This is a genomic window from Streptomyces sp. A0642 (genome assembly GCF_004795105.1).
In the GTDB taxonomy this organism is placed as follows: domain Bacteria; phylum Actinomycetota; class Actinomycetes; order Streptomycetales; family Streptomycetaceae; genus Streptomyces.
Genome location: NZ_SSBL01000001.1, coordinates 91,696 through 115,534, shown reverse-complemented (window position 1 = coordinate 115,534; position 23,839 = coordinate 91,696). Strand labels below are relative to the sequence as shown.

Sequence of the window (23,839 nt, the reverse complement as noted above, 5' to 3'; positions counted from 1 at the left end):
ATCTGATCCATGAACGAGATGCGAGCGCGCGAGGTGCTGACCGCTGCCGGACTGACCGGCGAAGCGGAGCTGATCGCGCTGGGTGAGAACGCGGTGTTCGCCCTGGGCGACCTGGTCGTCAAGATCGGCCGGGACGCCCTGCGGCACCCGGAGCTGCGGGACCGGGCGGAGCGCGAGGTGGCCGTGGCGCGGTGGCTCGCCACGGCCGGTGTCCCCGCCGTGCGGGCGGCCGAGCCCGGCGCGCGACTGGTCGACGGCCACCCCGTCACCCTGTGGCACCGGCTGCCGGACGCGGTGCGGCCCGCCGAGCCGCGGGATCTGGCGCCGCTGCTGAGCGCGGTGCACGCGCTGCCCGCCCCGAAGGATTTCGGCCTGCCCCGCCGGGAGCTGCTGGGCGGCGTGGAGCGGTGGCTGAGCCTGGCCGGTGACGCGATCGATCCGGCCGACGCCGCGTATCTGCGCGAGCGTCGCGACGGCTTCGCGGCAGCGGCCGCCGGTCTGGTCCCTCATCTGCCCCCGGGCCCGATCCACGGCGACGCGCTCGCCCGCAACGTCCATGTCGGTCCGGACGGACCGGTCCTGGTGGACCTGGAGACCTTCTCATCGGATCTGCGCGAGCACGACCTGGTGGTGCTCGCCCTGGCCCGCGACCGGTACGGGCTGGCGGCCGAGGCCTATGACGCCTTCACCTCCGCGTACGGGTGGGACGTGCGGGAGTGGGACGGCTGCGCGGTGCTGCGCGGGGCGCGGGAGACGGCGAGCTGCGCCTGGGTCGCCCAGCACGCCCCGGCCAACCCGAAGGCCCTCGCAGAGTTCCGCCGCCGGATCGCGTCCCTGCGGGACGGGGACGCGGCGGTGCGGTGGTATCCGTTCTGACCGTTCCGCCCTCAGGGCTGTTCCGTCATCCTGGCGGGCGCGCGACGACAGCTACGGCACCTCGCCGCGTCGTCGAAACGCCCGCATACGCCCGGTATGCTGGCACCTCTCCGCCTCGCGATCCACCGCATCCGACGCCGCGCGCCGGCCGACCAGGAATTGCGGGACAGCCCTCAGACGCCGGACGGGCTCGATGTCGCTTCGGGCACCAGGTCCCGCACCGGCCAGCGGCCGTCGATGACCGCGTCCGCCGTGCCCTTGCGGCGCAGGAACCGCTGGAAGTCGGCGGCCCACTCCGCGTACCAGGCGATCTGACGCTCATGCAGTTCCGGTGCCGTCAGCGCGGCCACCGAGTCGTGCCGTGCGGCTATCGCGTACGCCACGCGCACCGCCGCCAGGGCGTCCGCCGCCGCGTCGTGCGCTCCCCCGTGGACCACGCCGTACTCGACGCAGACCGCTTCGAGGTTGCGCTTGCCCTTGCGGTACCGGTCGACGGACCGGTCGATCGTGTACGGGTCGATCACCGGCCCGATGCCCGTGCCGCCGAGCCGGTCGCCCAGTGAGGGCAGGCCGTGTCGGTGCAACTCGGCCGTCAGCAGCGTGAGGTCGAAGGCCGCGTTGTACGCGACGACCGGGATGCCGCGCCGCCAGTAGCCGGTCAGGGTGTCGGCGATCTCGTCGGCCACCTCGCGCACCGGCCGGCCCTCCGCCGCCGCCCGCTCGCTGCTGATGCCGTGGATCGCCGAGGCCTGGGCGGGGATCCGGATCCCCGGATCGGCCAGCCAGGTGTGCCGGCTCGCCGGATCGCCCTCCGGGCCCTCGACCCGGACGACCGCGGCCGTCACGATCCTGGCCTCCAGTGGCTCCGTCCCCGTCGTCTCCAGGTCGAAGCCGACCAGCGCATGCCGGTGCCAGCTCATCCCGTACCTCCTTCGTGGTGCTCCCCCAGATGACGACCACCCTCGCACGGGCCACTGACAACGCCCCGGAGCGGCCCCTCAGGAGACCGGCCGGGAGTCCGTCCACACGGATTCGAACTCCTCGCGGTAGGTCTCGAACAGGCCGTGGTCGCTGTCCTGGCCGGAGCGGACGACGGCCCGTCCGCCGCCCCGCAGCACCAGCACCGGCGCCTCCATGCCGCGCGCCCTGCGCAGATACGTCTGGACGACCCCCACGGCGTCGGCGCCGTCACCGTCCACCAGGTACGCGGTGAAGCGGGGCGTCTCGTCGAAGACGTGGATCTCGAAGGCGCCCGGGTCGCGCAGCTTGGAGCGGACCCGGCGCATGTGAAGGATGTTCATCTCCACCGACCGGCTCAGCTCGCCCTTCTTCAGGCCGAGCTCGCGCTCCCTGCGCTTCACCGCGCTGCTGGCCGGGTTGATGAAGAGCAGCCGGACCCGGCAGCCCGACTCGGCGAGCCGGATCAGCCGGCGCCCCGAGAAGTTCTGCACCAGCAGGTTGAGGCCGATCCCGATCGCGTCGAGCCGGCGCGACCCGCCGAAGAGGTCCTCGGCGGGCAGCTGGCGCTGGAGCCGCACCCGGTCGGGGTGGACGGAGACCACGTCCGCGTAACGGTCGCCGACGAGCTCCTCCACGGCGTCGACCGGCAGCCGGTCCGCGGAGGGGACGGCCGCACCGCTGCCGAGGATCTCCAGCAGCCGGGCGGAGGCCCGCTCGGCCTGGGCGAGCACCGCCTCGTTGAGGGCCCGGTTGCGCGAGACCACGTTGCGGGCGACCTCCAGCTCGTCCAGCGCCAGCTCGACGTCGCGGCGGTCGTCGAAGTAGGGCTCGAAACAGGGCCAGTGCTGGACCATCAGCTCACGCAGCTGCGGCAGCGTGAGGAAGCTCAGGACGTTGTCGTCGGCCGGGTCGAGCAGATAGCCCTTGCGGCGGGACACCTCCCGCACGGCGACCGCGCGCTGCACCCACTCCTGCCCGGCGGGTCCCGCCGCGGCCACCACCCAGTCCTCCCCGTGGACCGGTTCGTAGATGGGCCGGAGCACCGCGGCGACGACGGCGCGCAGCCGCTGTTCGACGAGATTCAGCCAGATGTAGGCGCGCCCGGCCCGCTGGGCGCGCGTGCGCACCTCGCTCCAGGCGTCCGCGCCCCAGTCCAGTTCCGCACCGATCTCCAGGGGCTGCGCCAGCGAGACCGCCCCGGGCGGGACATCGGCCAGATCCCCCTCGTGACCCGTGTCACCTGGGGGCAGCTCGAACCCTCCCGAGCTCACCCGCGCACCGCCTTCCACTCCCCCACCAACGATCAAGGAAGGGTACTCCGCGAGCGGGAGCCGGTGCAGCCGGATGCACAGGCTCCTTTCCCAACTCCCCTACGAGCCACACGTGTTCCGTACGGCGAGATCTGCCGGAGTGAGCGGATTCATAGTGATTAAACACCCCACCCCCAGCCGCATTCCGGACAGTCGGCCGGATGGGGTTCCGGATTCCGGCGCCGGGCGACACGGAGGGGCCCGATGTTGACCGGACCGGGCGACGTCCTAGGTAAGGGCCGCGTTTTCGGGGAAGATCTGCATCAGGGAGCCCGCATTCCCCAGGCAACCGCATCAGAAGTGGAAGAGTCGAATCTATGCAGGTCTGGCCGGGACAGGCGTACCCCCTCGGCGCCACGTACGACGGCGCCGGGACCAACTTCGCGGTCTTCTCGGAGGCCGCCCACCGAATCGAGTTGTGCCTGCTGCACGACGACGGTTCAGAGACGGCGGTGGAGCTGAGGGAGACCGATGCCTTCGTCCGCCATGCCTATCTGCCCGGGGTGATGCCCGGTCAGCGGTACGGATTCAGGGTGCACGGACCGTACGAGCCGGAGCGCGGCATCCGCTGCAACTCCGCCAAACTGCTCCTGGACCCGTACGCACGTGCGGTCGCCGGGCAGATCCAGTGGGGCGAGGCGGTGTACGGCTACCCGTTCGGCCGGCCCGACGCGCGCAACGACCTGGACTCGGCGCCGCACACCATGACCTCGGTGGTGGTCAACCCGTACTTCGACTGGGGCGACGACCGGAGGCCCCGTACGGACTACCACCGCACGGTGATCTACGAGGCCCACGTGAAGGGCCTGACGATGCTCCATCCGGGGCTGCCGAAGGAGCTGCGCGGTACGTACGCCGGGCTGGCCCATCCGGAGGTCATCGCCCATCTGACCGAGCTCGGCGTCACCGCCATCGAATTAATGCCGGTGCACCAGTTCGTCCAGGACCACCGGCTGGCGGACGCGGGGCTCGCCAACTACTGGGGCTACAACACCATCGGCTTCTTCGCCCCGCACAACTCCTACGCCTCCTGGGGCGACCGGGGCGAGCAGGTCCTGGAGTTCAAGCAGGCCGTGCGCGCCCTGCACCAGGCCGGCATCGAAGTGATCCTCGACGTGGTCTACAACCACACGGCGGAGGGCAACCACCTGGGGCCGACGCTCTCCTTCCGCGGGCTGGACAACGCCTCGTACTACCGGCTCGCCGACGACCAGCGCTACTACATGGACACCACGGGGACCGGGAACTCCCTGCTGATGCGCTCCCCGCACGTGCTCCAGCTGATCATGGACTCGCTGCGCTACTGGGTGACCGAGATGCACGTGGACGGCTTCCGCTTCGACCTGGCGGCCACGCTGGCCCGGCAGTTCCACGAGGTGGACCGGCTGTCCTCGTTCTTCGACCTGGTGCAGCAGGACCCGGTGGTCAGCCAGGTGAAGCTGATCGCCGAGCCGTGGGACGTCGGCGAGGGCGGCTACCAGGTGGGGAACTTCCCGCCGCTGTGGACCGAGTGGAACGGGAAGTACCGGGACACGGTGCGGGACCTGTGGCGCGGTGAGCCCCGGACCCTGGCCGAGTTCGCGGGCCGGCTGACGGGGTCGTCCGACCTGTACCAGGACGACGGACGGCGGCCGCTCGCCTCGATCAACTTCACCACCTGCCACGACGGATTCACCCTGCACGACATGGTCTCGTACAACGACAAGCACAACGAAGCCAACGGCGAGGGCAACCGGGACGGCGAGAGCCACAACCGGTCGTGGAACTGCGGCGTGGAGGGCGAGACGGACCGGCCCGAGGTGCTGGCGCTGCGCGAGCGGCAGATGCGCAACTTCATCGCCACGCTGATGCTCTCCCAGGGCGTGCCGATGCTGAGTCATGGCGACGAGTTCGGCCGGACCCAGCGGGGCAACAACAACGCCTACTGCCAGGACAACGAGCTGTCGTGGGTGCACTGGCCCGACCCGGCCGGGCCGGCGGGCGGAGACGGCGGGGAACAGGACGGGGAGGGCGGCGGCGACGGGCTCGGCAGCAGTCTGCTCGAGTTCACCCGGGCGATGGTGTGGCTGCGTCGCGACCATCCGGTCTTCCGGCGCCGGCGGTTCTTCCACGGGCGTCCCGTGGAAGGCACGCACGACGAGCTCTCGGACATCGCCTGGTTCACCCCCGAGGGCAAGGAGATGACCCAGCGGGACTGGCAGGCCGCGCACGCCAAGGCGCTGACGGTCTTCCTGAACGGGCACGCCATCTCGGAACCCGGCCCGCGCGGGGAACGGATCTCCGACGACTCGTTCCTGCTGATGTTCAACGCGAGCGCCGAAACGCTGGAATTCGCCGTCCCGGTCAATCACGGGCAGCAGTGGCTGGCGATCGTCGACACGGCCCGCCCGGACGGGGTGCTGACCGGCGCGGGTCCGAAGGTGGCGGCGGGCGAACGGGTGACGCTGGTGGGACGGAGCATGGTGGTGCTCCAGCGGCCGGCGTGAGGGAAGGCCGGCCCGGCGGGGAGACCGTGTCCGGGCCGGCGTGGGGGCCGTGGCCGAGCCGGCGGGAAGGGACACGTCCGGGTCGGCGGGAACGGACACGTCCGGGTCGGCGTGGGGGCGATGGCCGGTCGGCGGGGGGTGACGGCCGGGCCCGGGGGCAGCCACCCGGGCCTTTGTCCGCGCCCGGGTGAGACAGGCGGCCCGGATCTGGGTACGAACGTTCCCATGACGCCTTCCGCCACCTACCGGCTCCAGCTCCAGCCGGAGTTCCCGTTCTCGGCCGCCGAGGACGCCGTGCCCTACCTCGCCTCCCTCGGCGTCTCGCATCTGCACCTGTCCCCGGTGCTCGAAGCCGTGCCCGGCTCACGGCACGGCTACGACGTCGTCGACCCCGGCCGGGTACGCGCCGAGCTGGGCGGCGAGGAGGGGCTGCGCCGGCTGGCCCGCACCGCCCGGGACCACGGGCTCGGGCTCGTCCTGGACATCGTGCCGAACCACATGGCCGCCGACCCCCGGCACAACCACGCCCTGCGCGAGGTCCTGCGCGAGGGGCCGGGCTCCCCGTACGCCCGCTGGTTCGACATCGACTGGGCGGCGGGCGACGGGCGGATCCTGCTGCCCGTGCTCGCCGGACGCATCGGCGAGGAGATGGACCGGCTGCGGGTCGACGGGGACGTCCTGCGCTACGGCGATCAGGAGTTCCCCCTGCGGTCCGGCACCGCCCACCTGGATCTGCCCGAGCTGCTCGACGCCCAGCACTACCGGCTCGCCTGGTGGCGGCTGGCCCGCACCGAGCTGAACTACCGCCGCTTCTTCACCATCTCGGAGCTCATCGGAGTGCGGGTGGAGGACCCCGAGGTCTTCGCCGCCTCGCACGCCAAGATCCTGGAGCTGGTGCGGGACGGGGTCGTGGACGGTCTGCGGATCGACCACCCGGACGGGCTCGCCGACCCGGCCGGATATCTGGAGCGGCTCTCCGCGGCGACCGGCGGGGTGTGGACGGTGGTGGAGAAGATCCTCACCGGTTCCGAACCGCTGCCGGCGGGCTGGGCCGTCGCCGGGACGACGGGGTACGACGCGCTGCACCGGATCGACGGGCTCTTCGTCGACCCGGAGGGCGCGGCCGAGCTGACCGGCGGCTACCGCGCGTACGCCGATCCGGCCGGCGACCGGGGCGGCTACTGGACGGGGACGGTGCGCCGGGCCGCGTACCGCGTCGTCACCCATGAACTGGCCGCCGAGACCGAGCTGCTGACCCGGCTCGCCTCGCGCGTCTGCGCCGAGGACCCCGCGCTGCGCGACCACGCCCCCTGGGCCCTGCACACCGCCGTGCGCGAACTCCTGGTCCGTGTGCCGGTCTACCGCCCGTACGTGCTCGCGGGCGGCCCCTGCACCCAGACGGCCGAGGCGACGCTCGACGCGGTCGCGGTGAGCGATGCCAAGGCGGCGTTCCCGGTACGGGAGGAGGCCTCGGCCGTCGACGTGGTGCGGGACCTTGCCCTGGGGCGGCTCGGCGCGGGCGCGGACCGGGAGGCGTTCTGTGCCCGGTTCGCCCAGACGGCGTCGGCGCTGCGGGCCAAGGCGGTCGAGGACACGGCGTACTACCGGTACGTCCCGCTGCTCTCGGCGAACGAGGTGGGCGGTGATCCGGGGCAGCCGGCGGTGGCTCCCGAGGAGTTCCACGCCTTCTGCACACGGCTGGCCCGCGACTGGCCCGCCACCGGCACGGCCCTGACGACGCACGACACCAAGCGCAGCGCCGACGTCCGGGCGGCTGTCGCGGTGCTGTCGCAGTGCCCCGGGCAGTGGATGGAACTGATCGCCGAGCTGACACGGACCGGCCCCGCCGCCCCCGACCCGCAGCTCGCCTGGCAGGCGTGGCAGACGGCGTTCGGCTGTGTGGGCTTCCCGCCCGGGGAGCGGGCCGGCCGGCTGGAGCCCGCGCTGCTGAAAGCGGTGCGCGAGTCGGGTCTCTTCACGAGCTGGACCGAACCGGACCCGGTGTACGAGCGGGTGGCGACGGACTTCGTCGCCGCCGGCCCGGCCGCCGGCACCGGCACGGCGCGGGCGCTCCTGGAACGGTTCGCGGCGACGCTCGCCCCGCATGTGAGGGCTCAGGTGCTGGGCGCGGCCCTGGTGCACCTGACGATGCCGGGGGTGCCGGATCTCTACCAGGGCACTGAGCGGGAGTATCTGGCCCTGGTCGACCCGGACAACCGCCAGCCGTTCCGGCAGCCGCCCGACGGGGCTCCCGCCGACGAGAAGGCCGCGCTCACCGAGACGGCGCTGCGGCTGCGCCGGGAGCACCCCGAGGTGTTCGGCGAGTCGGGTACGTACGTCCCGCTGGCCGCCTCCGGTCCGGCGGCGGCGCACTGTCTGGCCTTCTGCCGTTCGGGCGAGGTGGTCACCGCCGTGACCCGGCTGTCGCTGCGGCTCGCCGAGGCGGGCGGCTGGCGCGGGACGGCACTGGCGCTGCCGGACGAGGGGGTCTGGTACGACCTGCTGACGCCGGGCCGGAAGTTCTCCGGCGGGGCGGTCCCGGTGGCGGAGCTGTTCGCGGAGAGGCCGGTGGCGCTGCTCAGCCGGGGCGGACGGTCCACGGCCTGACGGTCTACAGCCGGACGGTTCGCAGCCGGACGGTCTAAGGCCGGACGAGAAGGGACCGTGGGCCCCGTGTGAGCAGGCCGGTGGCCGCCGGGCGGAAGCCGTCCGCCCAGCGCAGGCCGGGCATAGCGTCGAGCAGGGCGTGCAGGCCCAGTTCGGCTTCCAGCCGGCCGAGCAGCACGGCGGGGCAACCCGCCGGGCCGGGTGTGCCGCGGTCCTGGTCGCGGCGGAAGGGGTCGAAGACGTCCGGTGCGGCGAACCGCTCCGGGTCACGGCCGGCCGAGCCGATCAGGCAGGCGACGGGCACCCGGGCCGGCAGGGTGCCGCCGCTGAGGGTGACCTCGGCGACGGTGCGGCGCAGGACGATCTGGACGGGCGGGTCGCGGCGCAGCGACTCGGTCCAGGCCCGGCCGGCGAGAGCGGGTTCGATGCGCATGACGGCCATCAGGTCCGGGTCGTCCAGCAGGTTGGCGAGGAACGAGGCGAGCGCGGTTTCGCGCAGCGCGGTGTGCCGGGCGCAGGGCGCGGCGTCGGCCGTGCCCGTATGGGCGCCGGTGCCCGTTCCCGCGGGCAGCCAGCGGCAGAACTCCTCGACGAGGTCGGCCCGGGGGCGTCCGGCGATGCGCCGGGCCAGCACGTAGGCGGTCCGCTCGACGCGCTCGGCCAGGTGGCCGGGCACCTGGCCGGCCGCTGCCGCGTACCGGCCGCGCGGCAGGCAGCGGGCGCTTCCGTGGCAGAGTCCGATCGGGGCGGGGCCGCCCCGGGGCGCTCCGTCGTGCGGATAGCCGGCGAACCTCGGGTCGGTCAGGGCGGTGGCGACGTCGTCGTACCGGCTGACGAGCCAGGCGCCCAGCGGCGCGTCGAAGCAGAGCGGGTACTCCTCGCGGAGCACGCGGTAGAGCCGGTACGGATCGTGGGCCGCGCCCGGAGCGAGGAGACTGGGTCCGCTCCCGGCGCGGGCCGGGCGCCGCGGCCGGGCGGACGGGCGCCGGGCGGCACGGCGTTCGGGCGAGGGCGTCGGGGCCGGTATGTCTCCGGGCGTGTCCGCCTGCATGGCCTACCCCCGGTGTCCGGTGCGCCGGTGCGCGGCGCGCTCCCTGCCAGGGGATCACCTGAACGGAGCCGCCGCAGTCGGCGTGCGTCCGTCCGGGTGACGGGCGACCGCCGCCGGGCGCGGCCGGAGCGCGCCCCGCAGGCCCGCAGGTCCCGGCCTCCCCGGTCCCATGCGCCGGGCCCCGGCCGCAGGCGGTTCGGAGGCGGTCGGCGAGGCGTTCCTCACCCGGGCCGGCCGCGGGTTGCACCGGCAGGCGTGCATCCTCCGTTCCGGCCGGGGGCCGGGCGCGGCGGCTCGAAGCCGTTGTATCGGAGCGGGGGCACGCGGCGTGAGGGGGCGCGGCTCCTCGCAATCCTTCCGCGGTGGAAGAGGTGCGGCGGACCGAAGCCGTTACGCGGGTGGGAGGGGCGCGGGTGCGGAGAGCCGGAAGGTGATTCTGCCGAAGCTCACCTGGTCCCCCTCCCGCACCGGCACCGCCCCCGTGACGCGCTGGCCGTTGACGCAGGTGCCGTTGGTCGAGCCGAGATCGCGCAGCAGCCACCAGCCGCCGTGCGCGGTGAGTTCGGCGTGCATGCGGGAGACCGTCTCGTGGGTGAGGCGCAGTCCGTTGCCCGGGTCGCGGCCGATGAGCAGGGGCTGCGGACTCGGGCCGGGGAGCAGGAGCCTGGGCAGCCGCTCGGCCCGCCACGCCCTGCGCACGCGCTCGGGGAAGCCGGAGACGCCGCTGACGGCCCGGAACACCTGTCGCGACCAGCGGCCGTTGTGCCCCAGGTCGGCGGTGAGCGCGGCCAGTTCATCGGAACGGCTGGCGGTCAGGGCCAGTTCCATGCGCCGCATGAAGGTGTCGTGGGAGAGCTTGCCCTGGGCCGCGCCCTCTCTGAGCGCACCCAGAACACGGTCGCGCTGGGCGTCGGAGAGCCGCGCGGGATACGTGTGGGACTCGAAGGAGGACGTCACACCGTCGATTGTCGGGCCGACCGCCCCGGAGTGTCCAGAACAACCCCGCTTTCCGCCTTCCTGACCTGCGCGGCCGCCCCGGATATCCGGGGGTGTCGCGCGCCGGGCGTTGCTACTGTCGGCGGCCGTGCCGTCCCGGCGACCGCCGGGACGAGCCCGTACACCTGTGGGGGATTCGTGCTCGACGCACCACTCGATCTGACCGTACGTCCGCTGGCCGGCCCGGAGGAGCTCGGCCTGTTCCGCCGGCTGTCCTACGTCCTGGACCACGAACTCGCGGACGACCTCGCGACGGGCCGCCGGCGCCCGGAGTGGATGTGGGTGGCCCTGCGGGGCGACCGGGTGGTGGCGCGGATCGCCTGGTGGAGCAAGGACGGCAGGGCCCCGCTCCTCCTCGACTTCTTCGACCTGGACGACACGCTGCCCGAGCCCGAGCGCGGGGAGGCGGGCCTCCGGCTGCTGGAGGCGGCCACCGCGGCCGTCGTCCCGGCCGGCGCCCCGCGTCCGGAGTACGGCCGCTTCGTACCGCCCGACTGGCGTGAGGACCCGGCGGTCCGTGACGTCGTCGAGGCCCGCATCCGGGTCATGGAGCGCACCGGCGCCCGGATGCTCGTGGAGCGGCTGCGCCTGGAGTGGCGTGCGGGCACCCCGGTGCCGGCCGACAGCGGCCGGCTGCGGTTCCGCCCGGTCGCCGGCCGCGAGGATCTCCTCGCCCTGATGACGCCGGTGATGGAGGGCACGCTCGACGCCCACGGCCGGGCGGACCTGGCCTCGGGCCTGACGGCGCGCGAGGCCGCGGAGAAGCACTACGACGAGGAGCTCGCCCACTACTCGACCCCGCGGGAGTGGTGGCGCGCAGCCGAACTCCCGGACGGCGAACCGGTCGGCTTCGTCATCCCCGCCCGCAACAACTACCACCCGATCATCGCGTACATCGGCGTGCTGCCCGGCCGGCGCGGCCACGGCTACATCGACGAACTCCTCGCCGAGGGCACCCGGGTGCTCGCCGGGCAGGACGGCGTGGAGCGCATCCGGGCGGCGACGGACCTCGGCAACGTGCCGATGGCGAAGTCCTTCGCGCGGCTGGGCTACGTCAACTTCGAGCGCGCCTTCGACATGGTGTGGGACGACTGACCGGTCCACCGGGCTGGCCGTCCGAATCCCTTGGACGGCCGGCCCGAAAGGCCCTAGGGTTGCCGCGAGGGCATCTGCGAGCCCCTGGGCGAGGAAGGAGGCGAGGCACATGGGTACGAGCAACGGCACCACTCCGCGTACCACTTCGTTCCCGCGCTCCCGTCCCGTCCGCCGGGCGGTGTCCGACCCGGTCTGACCGGGAGCGCACAGCTTGCTTCCGGAGGACTTACCCATGACCGATCTGGTCGTTCGCGCGCTCTCACAGAGCGACGCCTCTCTCTTCGACTCCCTGCGCGACCCCGCACTCGTCGGCCGCGCCGCCTTCGGGCACCGCTATGCCACGGTCGACGACGGCGGGGAGTACCGCCCCGAGTGGACCTGGATCGCCCTGCGCGACGGCACCGTCGTCGCCCGGGCCGCCTGGTGGGGCGGCCCCGATGACACCGAGCCCGTGCTGCTCAACTGGTTCGACTTCGCCGCCGGCGAGGACGAGGCCGGCGTCGAACTCCTGCGCCGGGCCCCGCTGCACGCCGAATACGAACTGGGCCTTCCCGCGAACTGGCGCGAACTCCACGAGGTCAGGGCAGCCGCCGAGGCCCGGATCGCCGCCGCCACGGCGGCCGGTATGAAGCCGCTCGTCGAGCGGTACCAGTACCGGTGGACGCCGGACTGCGGCCTGCCCGAACGGCCCGGCCGGCTGACGTTTCGCCCGGAACCCGACGACGCGGTGATCCTCGGCCTGTTGCGCAGGATCCACTCCGTCACGCTCAACGCGCACGCCCGCCGGGCGATCGAGGGCCCCGGCGGGCTGGAGGCGGCGGCCCAGGAGGAGCTCGACTTCTTCCACTGGTGTCCCTCGCCGCGTGACTGGTGGCAGGTGGCGTACACGCCGGACGGCGAACCGGCCGGTCTCCACATTCCCGCGCACAATCCCTCGGGGCCGTGCATCGGCTTCATCGGCGTCGTGCCGGAGGCGCGCGGGCACGGGTACGGCTACGACCTGCTCGTGGAGTGCACGCACTTCCTGGCCGCCCGGGGAGCCGAGTTCATCGCGGGCGCGACCGACCGGGGGAACGTGCCGATGGCGGCCGCCTTCGCGCGCGCCGGACATCCGGTGACGCAGGAGCGGATCCACCTGCTCTAGGGCGTGAGGACGGGGGCCGATGCGCCGGCGCGCATCAGCCCCCGTTCGCGCGCTGCCGCCTGATGACGTCGCGGTACCAGGCGTACGAGTCCTTGGGCGTGCGGCGCAGCGTCTCGTAGTCGACGTGGACCAGGCCGAAGCGCTTGCTGACGCCCTCGGTCCACTCGATGTTGTCGGTGAGTGACCAGGTGAAGTAGCCGCGTACGTCGACGCCCGCGTCGATGGCTTCCCGCAGGGCGCGCAGGTGGCCGTCGAGGAAGGCGATGCGGCGGTCGTCCGCGGTGGGTTCGTCGACGGCGCAGCCGTTCTCGGTGATGTAGAGCGGCGGGAGCCGGTCGCCGTAGCGGTCCCGAAGCTGGACGAGGGTCTCGCGCAGGCCGTCGGGGACGACGGGCCAGCCGAAGTCCGTCTTCTCGTACCCGTCGATCTCCCGGATGCCGAAGGGGAGTCCGGCCGGCATGCCGAAGCCCGCGAAGGTGTCGAGGGCCTCCGGCGCGGGGGCGCCGACCAGCGTCGGGTTGTAGTAGTTGACGCCGTACCAGTCGAGCGGGGCGGAGATGGTCCGCAGGTCGTCCTCGACCGGGCCCGGCATCAGGGCGGCGACGTTCTCGTCGGGGTAGCGGCCGGTGAGGAGCGGGTCGGCGAACAGCCGGTTGGTGAGGATGTCGTACAGCTCGGCGCCGAAGCGGTCCTCGTCGGACTCCCCCGCCGTCCAGACCGGGGAGTGGGAGACGGCTATGCCGATGTTGCCCGCACCTGCCGCTCTCAGGGCGCGCACGGCCAGTCCGTGCGCGAGGAGCTGGTGGTGGGCGGCGGGCAGTGCGTCGAAGAGGAGGGTCCGGCCCGGGGCGTGCTCGCCGAGCGCGTAACCGAGCATCGTGACTTCGGCGGGTTCGTTGATCGTGATCCACATGGGCACGCGGTCGGCGAGCCGTTCGGCGACGATCCCCGCGTACTCGGCGAAACGGTAGGCCGTGTCCCGGTTGAGCCAGCCTCCGGCCTCGTCCAGCGGGAGGGGGGTGTCCCAGTGGTAGAGGGTGGGGGCCGGGGTGATGCCGTGCGCGCAGAGTTCGTCGACGAGGCGGTCGTAGAAATCGAGCCCCTGCGGGTTGACCGGGCCGCTGCCGCCCGGCACGACGCGCGGCCAGCTCACGGAGAACCGGAAGGCGTCCGCGCCGAGCCCGGCCAGGAGGGCGACGTCCTCGCGGTAGTGCCGGTGGAAACCGGTGCCGCGCGTGGTGTCGGTGCCGTCCTTGATGCGTCCGGGCTGCGCGGCGAAGGCGTCCCAGCCGGAGGGCCCCTTGCCTTCGGTGTCGGCGGCGCCCTCGGTCTGGAAGGCGGAGGCGGACGCCCCCCACAGGAATCCGGGCGGGAAGGGCGGCACAGTCATCTCGGCCTCCACAGCCATAAGAGGGAGTGCGTAGGTCAGAACCCGGCAGGGCAATGATCAGAACCAGAACCAGATCCAGACCTTAATCGCCAGTTACGGACTCGATCCAGTGTCGCGGGTCGAAGATCGCGCCGTCTGCCGACGATGGGCGGTAGCCGGAGACGAGGGAGCGCTGCATGTTGTTCGAGGTATGGGCACCGGACGCGGAATCGGCCGCTCTGCGGCTGTCGGGTGAGCTGCGGACGATGGAGCGTGATCCGGACCGGGCCGGCTGGTGGAGGACCGAGGCGGAGGCCGCGGCCGGCGACCGTTACGGTTTCGCCCTCGACGGCGGCCCGGTGCGCCCCGATCCCCGCTCGCGCCGCCAGCCCGACGGGCCGGACGGCGAGAGCGCCGTCGTCGACCACGACGCGTACGCCTGGCGCAGCGACTGGGCGGGGCGCGGGCTGCCGGGCGCGGTCCTGTACGAGCTGCACATCGGTACGTACACCGACGAGGGCACCTTCGACGCGGCGGCGGCCCGGCTGGGGCATCTCGTGGAGCTGGGCATCACCCATGTGTCGCTGATGCCGGTCTGCCCGTTCCCCGGCGTCCACGGGTGGGGGTACGAGGGGGTGTCGCTGTGGGCGGTGCACGAACCGTACGGCGGCCCCGAGGGGCTGAAGCGCTTTGTCGACACGGCGCACGGGCTGGGGCTCGCGGTCGTCCTGGACGTGGTGCACAACCACCTGGGCCCCTCCGGCAACTACCTTCCCCTCTTCGGTCCGTACTTCACCGAGACGCACCACACCCCCTGGGGCGCGGCGGTCAATCTGGACGCGCCGGGCTCCGACGAGGTGCGGGCCTTCCTGCTGGGCAGCGCGCTCGCCTGGCTGCGCGACTACCGGCTGGACGGCCTGCGCCTCGACGCCGTCCACGCGCTGGCCGACACCCGGGCGCTGACCTTCCTGGAGGAGCTGTCCGCGGCCACCGACGCGCTCTCCGCCGAGCTGGGCCGGCCGCTCTCACTGATCGCCGAGTCCGACCTCTGCGATCCCCGCACGACGACTCCGCGCGCATCGGGCGGCCTCGGTCTGCACGCCCAGTGGAACGACGACTTCCACCACTGTCTGCACACCGCGCTGACGGGCGAGTCCCAGGGCTACTACGCGGACTTCGCGGCCGCCCCGCTGGCGGGGCTCGCCAAGACCGTGACGAGCGCCTTCTTCCACGACGGCACGTACTCCAGCTTCCGCGGCCGTACGCACGGCCGTCGCGTCGACGTCACCCGCACCGCCGCCCACCGGTTCGTCGGCTACGCCCAGACGCACGACCAGATCGGCAACCGGGCCCTCGGCGACCGGCTCGCCGCCTCCCTCTCCCCCGGCCTGCTGGCGTGCGCGGCGGCGCTGGTGCTGACCGGACCCTTCACCCCGATGCTGTTCATGGGCGAGGAGTGGGGCGCCCGTACGCCGTGGCAGTTCTTCACCGACCACACCGATCCGGAGCTCGCGGAAGCCGTGCGCACGGGCAGGCGGCGGGAGTTCGGGGCGCACGGCTGGGCCGAGGAGGACATCCCCGACCCGCAGGACCCGGCCACGCGCGACCGGTCCTGCCTGGACTGGAGCGAGCCGCGGCGCGACCCGCACGCCCGCCTGCACGCCTGGTACCGCGAACTGATCGCGCTGCGCCGCGCCCTGCCCGATCTCAGCGACCCGGATCTGGCGACGGTGAGGACGGCGTACGACGACGAGGCCCGCTGGCTGGCATTCCGCCGGGGCGACCTGCGCGTCGCCGTCAACCTCGCCGAGAAGCCGGCCACCATCCCGCTGGGCGGCGGCCGGCACCGCGGCGGCGGGGGCAGGGTCCTGGCCGCCTGGCTGCCGGTCGGGCCGCCCGGCCCGGACGGGGCACTGCACCTGCCGCCGGAGTCGTGCGTGGTGCTGGCGGACGACTGATCCCGGGGCGGCGGCGCCCCGCTACTCGACGATTGCCAGCTCGCGGGCCGTGGCGTTGAGGCGGCGGCCACCGTCCTCGGTGACGGTCACGATGTCCTCGATCCGGACGCCGAACCGGCCGGGCAGGTAGACGCCCGGCTCCACGGAGAAGCACATGCCGGGGACGAGCGGCTGCTCCTCGCCCTCGATCATGTACGGCGGCTCGTGGGTGGTGACGCCGATGCCGTGGCCGGTGCGGTGGATGAAGCGTTCGCCGTAGCCGAACTCGGTGATGACGGCGCGGGCGGCCCGGTCGATCTCCTGGCAGGAGACGCCCGGCCGTACGGCGTCGCAGCCCGCCTTCTGCGCCTCCCGCACGATGTCGTGGACCCGCTGCTCCTCGGCGGTGGGTTCGCCGACGTGGACCGTACGGGAGGTGTCGGAGCCGTAACCGTGCTTGAGGCCGCCGAAGTCGAGCACCACCATGTCACCGCGCTCGATCGTGCGGTCGCCCGCCTCGTGGTGCGGGTTCGCGCCGTTCGGGCCGGAACCGACCACGGTGAAGTCGACCTGGGAATGGCCGGACTCGGTGAGCAGGCGCGCCAGATCGGCGGCCACGTCGGTCTCCCTGCGGCCGGAGAACCGGACCTTCAGGATCTCCTCGTACGTGGCGTCGGCGGCCGCCCCCGCAGCGGCGAGCCGTTCGAGCTCGGCGGCGTCCTTCACGGCACGCAGCATCGGCAGGGCCTCGGTCAGGGAGGCGTACGACGTGCCGGGCAGCAGCTGCTGGAGGCCGAGCAGGTGCATCGCCCAGGCGTTGTCGCTGATGCCGAACCGGCCCTTCGCGTCGAGCAGCGGCGCGGTGACGGCGTACGGGTCCTTGCCGTCGGTCCAGTCCCGCAGGGTCAGCGCGGACGCGCCGACGGCCTTCTCCGCGTCGGGGGCCTCCAGGGTCGGTACCACCAGCACCGGGTCCTGACCGGCGGTGAGGACGAGAACGGTGAGGCGCTCGGTGACCGCGGTGGGCTGATAGCCGGTCAGGTACACCAGGTCGGGCCCGGGCGCGACCAGCACGCCCGCGAGTCCGGCGGCCGCGGCGCTCTCGGCGGCCCGCGTCATCCGGGCCCGGTAGTCGTCGGCGGTGAACGGCACGGGCTGGTTCGGGCTGGACATGCGGACCTCCTGGCGGCGCGGAACGGCTCCCTGCATCCTGCCCGCCCGGACGGTGGAGCGCGAGCAGTCAGGGCCGCGAGCCCCGAGCGAGCCGTACGACGAGGTCGGCACGGCCGCGGCCGGCGGCGACGAGCCGCGCGTTGGCCTCGTCGGAACCGGCCACCCAGCGCTCCGCGTACGCCCGTTCCTTGCCGAATCGCACATGCCGGTCGACGAGCCTGCGGACCCGTACACCCTCGTCGAGCTCCAGGAACCACGCCTCGTCCAGCAGTCCCCGCACGGGTGCCCAGGCCCCCTCCCCGTACAGGAGGTAGTTCCCCTCCGTGACGACGAGCGGGACGTCCGGCGGCACGGGGAGGGCGCCCGCGACCGGCTCTTCCAGGGACCGGTCGAAGGAGGGGGCGTACACGACGGTCCCCGGTTCGGGCGCCCGCAACCGCCGCAGCAGGGCCGCGTACCCGGCGGCGTCGAAGGTGTCGGGCGCGCCCTTGCGCTCCGCCCGGCCGAGCCGTTCCAGTTCGGCCTGGGCGAGGTGGAAGCCGTCCATCGGCACGAGGACGGCGAGGGGTCCCAGCGCGCCGACGAGCTGCTCCGCCAGGGTGGACTTCCCGGCACCGGGCGGACCGGCGATTCCCAGGATGCGGCGGTCCCCGGCCAGGGCGAGGCGGCGGGCGCGGGCCGTCAGCCCGGTGAGGTCGCTGGTGTCCATGGCGGATATTGTCCCGCCAGGGAGCCGGTGGCGGCTCCCTTCCCCGACTGACTCGCGAGGCCCCCCATGTCCCACATCGCCCTGGTCACCCTGGTCGTCCGCGACTACGACGAGGCGCTCGCCTTCTACACCGACGCCCTCGGCTTCGAACGGGTGGAAGACACCGACCGGGGCGACGGCAGCCGCTGGGTCGTGGTGCGTCCCCGGGGCGCCGAGGGAACGGGGCTGCTGCTGGCCCGGGCCAAGGACGAGGCGCAGGCGGCCAGTGTCGGCGCCCAGACCGGTGGGCGGGTCGGCTTCTTCCTGCACACCGAGGACTTCGCCGGCGACCACGCCCGCATGCGGGCGGCCGGGGTCCGGTTCCTCGAGGAACCGCGGCACGAGGTCTACGGCTCGGTCGCGGTCTTCGAGGACCTGTACGGCAACCGCTGGGACCTGCTCCAGCCCGCGTGAGGCGCTCAGCGCGCCCCGTTGCCCTCCAGGTAGGCGAGCACCGCCAGGACCCGGCGGTGGACCGAGCCGTCGTCCGGTTCCAGGCCGAGCTTGGCGAAGATGGACCCGATGTGCTTGCTCACGGCCCGTTCCGTGACGACGAGTTCGGTGGCGATGGTGCCGTTCGCCTTGCCCTGGGCCATCAGTTCCAGGACCTCCCTCTCGCGCGGGGTGAGGCTCAGGAGCGGCTTCGCCGACGCCTTGCGGATCAGCAGTTGGCTGACCACCTCGGGGTCGAGGGCGGTGCCGCCGGAAGCCACCCGGTCCAGGGCCTGGAGGAACTGGTCGACGCGGCCGACCCGGTCCTTGAGCAGGTATCCGATGCCCTGCGCGCCCTGCGCGAGCAGCTCGGCGGCGTACGTCTCCTCGACGTACTGCGAGAGGACCAGGATCGGCAGGGCGGGCATTTCCCCGCGCGCGGCGATGGCGGCGCGCAGCCCCTCGTCGCGGAACGTGGGCGGCAGCCGTACGTCGAGTACGGCGGCGTCCGGGCGGTGTTCCAGCAGGGCGGGCAGTACCTCGGGGCCGGCCGCGACGTCCGCCACCACTTCGTGGCCCGAGCTGGTGAGCAGCAGGATCAGGCCCTCGCGCAACAGGGCGTTGTCCTCGGCGATCACGATCCGCACGGCAGCTCCACTTCGATGTCCGTCGGCCCCCCGGTGGGGCTGCTGATGCGGGTGGTCCCGTCCAGGGCGGCGATCCGCCGCCTGATCCCGACCAGCCCGCTGCCGCCGCGTTCGTCCGCGCCGCCGTGGCCATCGTCGCCGATGGCCACGAGCAGGGCGCCCGGGGCCCGGTCGATCCGTACGCGTGCGGCCGTCGCGCCGCTGTGCTTGCCGATGTTGGTGAGGGCCTCGGCGATCACGAAGTAGGCGGCGGCCTCGACGGCGGCCGGCAGCCGCAGTCCGTCGTCGACGCCGTCGAGATCCACCGTGACGGGAACGGCCGAGTCCGCGGCCAGGGCGCGTACCGCGCCGGCGAGCCCCCGGTCGGTCAGGATCGGCGGGTGGATGCCGCGGACCACGTGCCGTAGCTCCGCGAGCGCCGCGTCGACGCCGTCCTGGGCCTCGTCCAGACGCTGCCGCGCGGCGGCGGGGTCCCGGTCCAGGACCTGTTTCGCCAGGCCGATGCGCATCGAGAGGGCGACGATGCGAGCCTGCGCGCCGTCATGCAGGTCCCGTTCGATACGGCGGAGTTCGGCGCCGTGCGCCTCGACCGCCCCGGCCCGGCTCTCCGTCAACTGGACGACTCTCTCGGCGAGCTCGGCGGAGGGCGGGGTGGTCAGCAGGGACCTGGTCCAGCTCGCCGACAGTCCGGCGAGTACGGGATGCCAGCGCAGGGCAACGCCCCGGCGCTCGGGCGGTGGCGTTCCGTATTCCGCCGCGCGCCACCGGTCCAGCAGGTGCACGAGGGACAGCGCGACCCCGTCCACCAGCAGTCCGACCGGCCACAGCACCATCGCGAGGTAGCCGATGACGTTGCCGGCCAGCGCCTGGAACGGCAGCCACAGGGCCTCGCGCCGGACGGTGGGGTCGGTGAGCACATATCTGACCCGCCGGCCGAGCTCACCGCCGTCGGGCGGCAGGTACGGCGTCGGCCGGAAGGGGACGCCGAGGTACGCCGCCGCCCTGCGCCGCTCGAACTCGGCGAAGCGGTGCAGCGCCCTGGCCGCCTCCGGCAGCGCGGGCAGCCCGATCACCACGACGGCGAACAGCAGCGCCGCCACCACGAGGAACGTGGCGACGTACGCGAACAGCGCGATCGGGATGCCGATGAAGACATAGCGCGAGGCATGCCAGGAACGCCGGACGGCGACCGTCAGCGGGGCGGGGGCGGTGCTCATGCCGCACCACGTTACGGGGGCCTTCCGGCCGTCGGAGTGGGGCGGCCCCCCGGGCGGTGGTGGTGCTGGCTGTACCCCCGGTCCGGGAGCGCGCACCCTCGCCCGGGCCACCTCACCCACCTAGCGTTTACGCAGGTCAGGACGGAACAAGAAGTGAGGGGTCCACGGTGGAGACAACCACGGCACTGCGCACGGCGGCGCTGGAACTGGAGTCGGTGAGCCGACGCCACGGGCGGCGCGGCAGCGGCCGGGAGTCGGTCGCGCTCGACGCGGTGAGCTGCGTCGTGCCCGTGGGCAGCTTCACCGCGGTGGTCGGTCCTTCGGGTTCGGGCAAGAGCACGTTCCTGCAGTGCGCGGCGGGCCTGGACCGGCCGTCGTCGGGCACGGTACGGATCGCGGGAACCGATCTCGGCACGCTGACCGAGGCCGCGCTGACCCGGCTGCGGCGGGACAGGATCGGCTTCGTCTTCCAGTCGCACGCGCTGAACCTGGTGTCGTCGCTGAGCATCGAGGAGAACGTCGTGCTGCCGCTGGTCCTGGCCGGCGCCGATCCCGAGGACGAGCGGGTGCTGGAGCGCGGGCGGCGGCTGCTGGACCGGGTCGGGCTGTCCGGCCGGGGCGGTGGCGGACCGGCGACCCTGTCCGGCGGGGAGCAGCAACGGGTCGCGGTGGCGCGGGCGCTGGTGACCGAACCCGACGTGCTCTTCGCGGACGAGCCGACGGCTTCCCTGGACCCGGAGTCGGCGGTGCTGGTGCTCGGCCTGCTGCGGGACGCGGTCCGGCTCGACGGCCGTACGGTCGTGATGGTCACCCATGACCCGGTGGCGGCCAGCTGGGCGGACACGGTCATGACGATGGACGGCGGCCGGCTGCGATGACGCTCACCGAAGCACGGAAGAAGCCGGTCCGCGCGACCGGGCGGGCCGGGAGCCGGCGGGCCTCGGCGTTCTTGGCCCGCCGCTCGCTGACGGCCCATCGCCGGGCCTGGACCGCGGTGTTCGCGGCGGTGGCGGCCGCCGCCGCGCTGCTCGGCGCCTTCTCGCTGGTGCTCGGCTCGCTGCTGCTGGCGCGGCCGCCCGTGGAGCGCTATTCCGGGGCCGACGCGGTGGTGGTGGCCGACCAGCGGGTCTCGTACACGGCGAAGCCGTGGGGCGGCGAGCCGCAGACGGCCACCGCCCATCTGCCGGAACGGGTACGGCTGGACCGTTCGGTGGTGGCGCGGGTGGCTGCGGCGGACGGCGTGGCACGGACCGTCGCGGACGACTCGGTTCCGGTGACGGTCGGCGACGGGCCGTCCGCCGTCGGCCGCTCCTGGCCGTCCGCCGCGCTGAGCGCGTACGAGCTGTCCGAGGGGCGCGCCCCCAGGTCGGCGTCGGAGGTCGTCGTGGACGGGGCACTGGCGGGCGCGGGCGGCGTGCCCGGCGGACGCGTGACGCTCCAGGTGGACGGCGCGGCCCGTCAGTACACCGTCAGCGGGGTGGCCGGCACCGGCCACCGGGGCGACGGCGCGCCCGCCGTGTTCTTCACCGAGTCGCGGCTCACCGCGCTGGCCGGCCACCCCGGCACGGTGGACGTGATCGCCGTCGTGGCCGAGCGCGGCGTTTCCGCCGACGCGCTGCGGGCGTCCCTGGGCGAGGCCGTGGCGGGACACGGCGGAGGCGAGGGCGGTCTGCGCGTGCTGACAGGCGCCGAGCGCGGGGAGGCGGAGCAGGTCGACGCGCTCGGCGGGCGCGGCGATCTGCTGGCGATGCTGGCGTCGATCGGCGGAACGGTTCTCATGGTGGCTCTGCTCGTGATCGCCACCACGATCTCGCAGGCGGTGCATCAGCGCTCCGGCGAACTGGCGTTGCTGCGGGCGGTCGGGGCGACTCCCCGGCAGCTCAGGTCGGCGGTCGGCCGCGAGGCGGGCCGGGTGGCGGTCGCCGCCGCGCTGCTGGGAGCGGTCCTGTCCGTGCCGCTGGGGCTGCTGATGCGGTCGCTGCTGACCACGGCCCCGCTGCCGCTGCCCGTTCCGGTGTGGCTGCCGGTCGCCGCGGGAGCAGCGGGCGCCCTGCTCGTCGCCCTGGCCGCCCGGCCTGTGGCGCTGCTCGCCGCGCGTGCGACGGCCCGGATGCGGCCTGCGGCCGCCCTGAGCGCGGCGCGGGCTCCGGAGCCGGGCGCGCCGGGACGGCTGCGCACGGCCGCCGGGGTGCTGCTGGCCCTGGCGGGGATCGGTTCGGCCGGTGCGGCCGCCACGCAGAGCGGCCAGGCCGCGGCGCTCGCCGCATCGGGTGCGGCGACCTCGCTGATCATCGCGGTGGCGCTGCTCGGTCCGTGGATCGCCCGGGTGTCGATGCGCGTCCTCGGCGCGCCGGCCCGGCGTGCGGGCGGGGTCTCCGGCTTCCTGGCGGCCCGGGCCTCGGCCGCGCACAACCGCCGGCTGGGGGCGGCGCTCACCCCGGTCGTCCTGGTCGTCGCGTTCGTCTGCGTCCAGCTGGCGGCCGGTACGACCTTGGAACGGGCCGCCGCCCGGCAGGCGTCCGACGCGCTGCGGGCGGACCTGGTGGTGACGGGCCCCGCGGCGGGCATCCCGGCGGAGGCGGCCGGGGCCGTACGCGAGGCGCCGGGGGTGGCTGCCGCGACGGGTCTGCTGCGGTCGGCTGTCGTCCTCGCCCACCGCGAGGCCGGCGATCCGGTGCTGGACCGCTTCCCGGTGCTGGGCGTCACGGCGGACGGGTTGGCCGGCACGCTCGATGCCCGGGTCACGGCGGGCGGCCTGGCCGGTCTCACGGGCCGGGGCACGGTCGCCGTCGGCGAGGACCGGGCCGACGACCTGGACGTCGGCGTCGGGGACGAGGTGAAGCTGCGTCTCGGGGACGGTACGCAGGTACGGCCCAAGGTGGTGGCGATCTACGAACGGTCCCTGGGACTCGGCGAGTTCATGCTGCCCCGCGAGGTGCTGGCCGGTCATGTCTCGGCTCCGCGCGATCAGCATATCCTGGTGCGCTCGGCGGACGGGGACGCCACGGCGGCCGTACGGCGTGCGCTGGCACCGTACAAGGGGCTCGATGTCCGCCCGGCGACGGCGGATGACGTGCGGATCAGCCCCTCGTCCTCGGAGCAGGACGACGCCCTGATCATCATCGGTGTCGGAGTGATCGGCGGATTCGCGCTGCTCGCCGTGGTCAGCACCCTCGCGCTGATCTCGGTCGGCCGCCGCCCGGAGTTCCGCCTGCTGCGGCTGGTCGGCACGGGGCGTGGGCAGCTGTTGCGGATGCGGGTGCTGGAGACGGCCCTGGTGACCGTGGCCGGTCTGACGATCGGGACCGTGGTCGCGGCGATCCCCCTGCTCGCGTTCGCGTTCCCGGCGACGGGCGGGCTGCCGTACCTGCCTCCGGCGCAGTACGGAGTCCTGGCGGCGGCCGTGACGGCAGCGGCGGCTGTGGGCACGCTACTGCCGGGGGCGCGGCGCGGCGGGCACGGCCCCGGGGCGGGCCGGGGCCGCCACCCGCTGCCGAGGGTCCGACGGTCTTGAGCCGGCCCTCGACCGTGGGACGTCCCGTGAGGACGTCCCCCGCCGCGGGAACGGTCTCCCGGTAAGGGCCTGGTCCGCCCCGGTCACGCTGTCGCGGCAGGCACCGGCCGGGACGGTGAGGCGGGGGGCCCAAGGCGACCGGGTGGCGCCGGACCACCTCACGGGGTCAGGCCGGGGTCGCCGGGGCACCAGGCCGGTCACGGGGCACGGGGCGGGCGACACCGCCCCGCTCGTCGCGATGCCGGGGACGGCGGGACTGCCGACGGCGCGAGCGCTG

The 23,839-nt window shown here is 73.9% G+C and carries 18 protein-coding genes; 9 read left to right on the top strand and 9 right to left on the bottom strand.

Going from position 1 to position 23,839, the window contains the following annotated elements; genetic code table 11:
- The first annotated feature begins 9 nt into the window (after positions 1-9).
- Positions 10-876: an aminoglycoside phosphotransferase family protein gene (locus E6R60_RS00470; protein WP_136324322.1), complete on the top strand. Its 867-nt coding sequence runs from the start codon at positions 10-12 to the stop codon at positions 874-876.
- A 173-nt stretch (positions 877-1,049) separates the two neighbouring features.
- Here the strand turns inward: E6R60_RS00470 and E6R60_RS00465 are convergent, their stop codons facing one another.
- Together E6R60_RS00465 and E6R60_RS00460 are read right to left on the bottom strand one after the other, a co-directional pair.
- Positions 1,050-1,796, bottom strand: coding sequence for a 3'-5' exonuclease (locus tag E6R60_RS00465; RefSeq protein WP_136324321.1), 747 nt, complete (start codon positions 1,794-1,796; stop codon positions 1,050-1,052).
- A 78-nt stretch (positions 1,797-1,874) separates the two neighbouring features.
- The gene (locus tag E6R60_RS00460) at positions 1,875-3,107 is read right to left on the bottom strand and encodes an SAV2148 family HEPN domain-containing protein (protein ID WP_136324320.1); all 1,233 of its coding nucleotides are present in this window, start codon (positions 3,105-3,107) and stop codon (positions 1,875-1,877) included.
- A 356-nt stretch (positions 3,108-3,463) separates the two neighbouring features.
- Between E6R60_RS00460 and glgX the strand changes: the two genes are divergently transcribed.
- Together glgX and treY are read left to right on the top strand one after the other, a co-directional pair.
- Positions 3,464-5,632: a glycogen debranching protein GlgX gene (glgX, locus tag E6R60_RS00455; protein WP_136324319.1), complete on the top strand. Its 2,169-nt coding sequence runs from the start codon at positions 3,464-3,466 to the stop codon at positions 5,630-5,632.
- A 225-nt stretch (positions 5,633-5,857) separates the two neighbouring features.
- A complete protein-coding gene (gene treY, locus E6R60_RS00450) occupies positions 5,858-8,239 on the top strand; it encodes a malto-oligosyltrehalose synthase (RefSeq protein ID WP_136324318.1) in 2,382 nt (793 codons plus the stop codon).
- A gap of 34 nt (positions 8,240-8,273) precedes the next feature.
- Here treY and E6R60_RS00445 read toward each other — a convergent pair whose 3' ends face one another.
- Together E6R60_RS00445 and E6R60_RS00440 are read right to left on the bottom strand one after the other, a co-directional pair.
- Positions 8,274-9,290 carry a cytochrome P450 gene (locus E6R60_RS00445; RefSeq protein ID WP_136324317.1) on the bottom strand — a complete coding sequence of 339 codons (1,017 nt, stop codon included), beginning with the start codon at positions 9,288-9,290 and terminating at the stop codon, positions 8,274-8,276.
- Positions 9,291-9,680: 390 nt separating this feature from the next.
- Positions 9,681-10,247, bottom strand: a complete 567-nt coding sequence (locus tag E6R60_RS00440; protein ID WP_136324316.1) for a DUF1707 and FHA domain-containing protein — start codon at positions 10,245-10,247, stop codon at positions 9,681-9,683.
- Positions 10,248-10,424: 177 nt separating this feature from the next.
- Here E6R60_RS00440 and E6R60_RS00435 point away from each other — a divergent pair, with 177 nt between their 5' ends.
- Both E6R60_RS00435 and E6R60_RS00430 read left to right on the top strand, forming a co-directional pair.
- Positions 10,425-11,381: a GNAT family N-acetyltransferase gene (locus E6R60_RS00435; protein ID WP_136324315.1), complete on the top strand. Its 957-nt coding sequence runs from the start codon at positions 10,425-10,427 to the stop codon at positions 11,379-11,381.
- 232 nt (positions 11,382-11,613) lie between these two features.
- Positions 11,614-12,525, top strand: a complete 912-nt coding sequence (locus tag E6R60_RS00430; RefSeq protein WP_136324314.1) for a GNAT family N-acetyltransferase — start codon at positions 11,614-11,616, stop codon at positions 12,523-12,525.
- 34 nt (positions 12,526-12,559) lie between these two features.
- Here E6R60_RS00430 and E6R60_RS00425 read toward each other — a convergent pair whose 3' ends face one another.
- Positions 12,560-13,915: a GH1 family beta-glucosidase gene (locus tag E6R60_RS00425; protein ID WP_136324313.1), complete on the bottom strand. Its 1,356-nt coding sequence runs from the start codon at positions 13,913-13,915 to the stop codon at positions 12,560-12,562.
- A gap of 176 nt (positions 13,916-14,091) precedes the next feature.
- Here E6R60_RS00425 and treZ point away from each other — a divergent pair, with 176 nt between their 5' ends.
- Positions 14,092-15,852 (top strand): malto-oligosyltrehalose trehalohydrolase, encoded by a 1,761-nt coding sequence (gene treZ / locus E6R60_RS00420; protein ID WP_136324312.1) that lies wholly within the window; start codon positions 14,092-14,094, stop codon positions 15,850-15,852.
- Between the two features lie 21 nt (positions 15,853-15,873).
- Here treZ and E6R60_RS00415 read toward each other — a convergent pair whose 3' ends face one another.
- Both E6R60_RS00415 and E6R60_RS00410 read right to left on the bottom strand, forming a co-directional pair.
- Positions 15,874-17,004: an aminopeptidase P family protein gene (locus tag E6R60_RS00415; RefSeq protein ID WP_136324311.1), complete on the bottom strand. Its 1,131-nt coding sequence runs from the start codon at positions 17,002-17,004 to the stop codon at positions 15,874-15,876.
- A 67-nt stretch (positions 17,005-17,071) separates the two neighbouring features.
- Positions 17,072-17,713, bottom strand: coding sequence for a nucleoside/nucleotide kinase family protein (locus E6R60_RS00410; protein WP_136324310.1), 642 nt, complete (start codon positions 17,711-17,713; stop codon positions 17,072-17,074).
- A 66-nt stretch (positions 17,714-17,779) separates the two neighbouring features.
- Here E6R60_RS00410 and E6R60_RS00405 point away from each other — a divergent pair, with 66 nt between their 5' ends.
- Positions 17,780-18,166, top strand: a complete 387-nt coding sequence (locus E6R60_RS00405; RefSeq protein WP_136324309.1) for a VOC family protein — start codon at positions 17,780-17,782, stop codon at positions 18,164-18,166.
- A 5-nt stretch (positions 18,167-18,171) separates the two neighbouring features.
- On the opposite strand, the gene E6R60_RS00400 is transcribed toward E6R60_RS00405, so the two are convergent.
- Positions 18,172-18,831 (bottom strand): response regulator transcription factor, encoded by a 660-nt coding sequence (locus tag E6R60_RS00400; RefSeq protein ID WP_136324308.1) that lies wholly within the window; start codon positions 18,829-18,831, stop codon positions 18,172-18,174.
- A complete protein-coding gene (locus E6R60_RS00395; RefSeq protein WP_136324307.1) occupies positions 18,819-20,048 on the bottom strand; it encodes a sensor histidine kinase in 1,230 nt (409 codons plus the stop codon). Before E6R60_RS00395 ends, E6R60_RS00400 begins: the two co-directional genes overlap by 13 nt.
- 167 nt (positions 20,049-20,215) lie before the next feature.
- On the opposite strand from E6R60_RS00395, the gene E6R60_RS00390 reads away from it, so the two are divergent.
- Entirely contained in the window at positions 20,216-20,926 is a 711-nt protein-coding gene (locus E6R60_RS00390; RefSeq protein WP_240802328.1) for an ABC transporter ATP-binding protein, read from the top strand.
- Entirely contained in the window at positions 20,923-23,562 is a 2,640-nt protein-coding gene (locus E6R60_RS00385) for an ABC transporter permease (protein WP_136324306.1), read from the top strand. Before E6R60_RS00390 ends, E6R60_RS00385 begins: the two co-directional genes overlap by 4 nt.
- Positions 23,563-23,839: the final 277 nt, after the last annotated feature.